The 1745-nt window shown below is 65.0% G+C and carries 1 protein-coding gene; it reads right to left on the bottom strand.

Annotation, left to right across the window (positions count from 1 at the left end; translation table 11 throughout):
- The coding region (aceE, locus tag AC5RUU_RS19595) for a pyruvate dehydrogenase (acetyl-transferring), homodimeric type (protein WP_493976867.1) at positions 1-1745 on the bottom strand (1745 nt) is incomplete at both ends.

Here is a 1745-nt window from a genome sequence, read left to right as displayed (position 1 = left end):
TCGATGTCCAGTTCCTCGGGTTCGGCCGGCTGCAGGATGGGTTCGTTGTAGACGGTGAGGTAGTACATCAGGTTCCGGTCGGCGGATTCCGGGCCGTACATGCGGTCCAGGCCGTCGCGGATGATGTGGCCCATTTCGTAGCCGTAGGCGGGGTCGTAGGTGACCACTGCCGGGTTGGTGGAGGCGAGCAGGGGGGAGTGGCCGTCGGCGTGCTGGAGGCCTTCGCCGGTGAGGGTGGTCCGGCCTGCGGTGGCGCCGATGATGAAGCCGCGGGTCATCTGGTCCGCTGCGGCCCAGAAGGCGTCGCCGGTGCGCTGGAAGCCGAACATGGAGTAGAACACGTAGACCGGGACCAGGGGCACGCCGTGGGTGGCGTACGCGGTGCCGGCGGCGGTGAACGCTGCCACGGCGCCGGCTTCGTTGATGCCGGGGTGGATCAGCTGCCCTGCGGGGGATTCCTTGTAGGCCAGGACCAGGTCGCGGTCCACGGACAGGTAGTTCTGGCCCTTGGGGTTGTAGATCTTGGCGGTGGGGAAGAACGCGTCCATCCCGAACGTGCGTGCCTCGTCCGGGATGATCGGGGCGATGTGCTTGCCGAAGTTCTTGTCCCGCATCAGGTCCTTGAGGAGCCTGACGAATGCCATGGTGGTGGCGGCCTGCTGCTTGCCCGAGCCGCGCTTGGCCACTTCATAGGACTTCTCGTCCGGCAGCGTGATCTGTGCGTGCTTGGAGCGGCGCTCGGGCACGGATCCGCCCAAAGCGGCCCGGCGCTCCATCATGTACTGGATTTCCGGTGCCTCGGTGCCCGGGTGGTAGTACGGCGGCCGGTAGGGGTCCTTCTCCAGCTGCTCGTCCGAGACCGGGATCCGCAGGTGGTCGCGGAACTTCTTCAGGTCATCCAGGGTGAGTTTTTTCATCTGGTGGGTGGCGTTGCGGCCCTCGAAGTGGGGTCCGAGTCCGTAGCCCTTGACGGTTTTGGCCAGGATGACGGTGGGTTTGCCCTTGAATTCGGTGGCTGCCTTGTACGCGGCGTAGACCTTGCGGTAGTCATGGCCGCCGCGTTTGAGGTTCCAGATCTGGTCATCGGTGAGGTCCGCGACGAGGTCTTTGGTGGCCGGGTCCTTGCCGAAGAAGTGTTCACGGACGAACCCGCCGGATTCGGCCTTGTAGGTCTGGTAGTCCCCGTCGGGGGTTTCGTTCATGATCTTCACCAGCGACCCGTCGGTGTCGCGGGTGAGCAGGTCATCCCATTCCCGGCCCCAGACGACCTTGATCACGTTCCAGCCCGCGCCGCGGAAGAACGCTTCGAGTTCCTGCATGATCTTGCCGTTGCCGCGCACCGGGCCGTCCAGGCGCTGGAGGTTGCAGTTGATCACGAAGTTCAGGTTGTCCAGGTTCTCGTTCGCGGCGAGCTGGAGCAGGCCTCGGGACTCGGGCTCGTCCATTTCCCCGTCACCCAAAAACGCCCAGACCTGCTGGTCCGAGGTGTCTTTCAGGCCCCGGTTATGCAGGTACCGGTTGGACTGGGCCTGGTAGATCGCGTTCATCGGCCCGATGCCCATGGACACGGTGGGAAATTCCCAGAACTGGGGCATCAGCCGCGGATGCGGGTACGAGGACAGGGCATGGCCGGCGCGGGACTTTTCCTGCCGGAACCCGTCCAGGTCCTCCTCGGAAAGCCGGCCCTCCATGAACGCCCGCGCGTACATCCCCGGCGAGGCGTGGCCCTGGAAGAAAACCTGGTC

It is taken from the genome of Arthrobacter sp. K4-10C (assembly GCF_059090085.1).
Note: the sequence above shows the minus strand (reverse complement) of the source record. Positions and strands in the feature narration are given on the sequence as shown.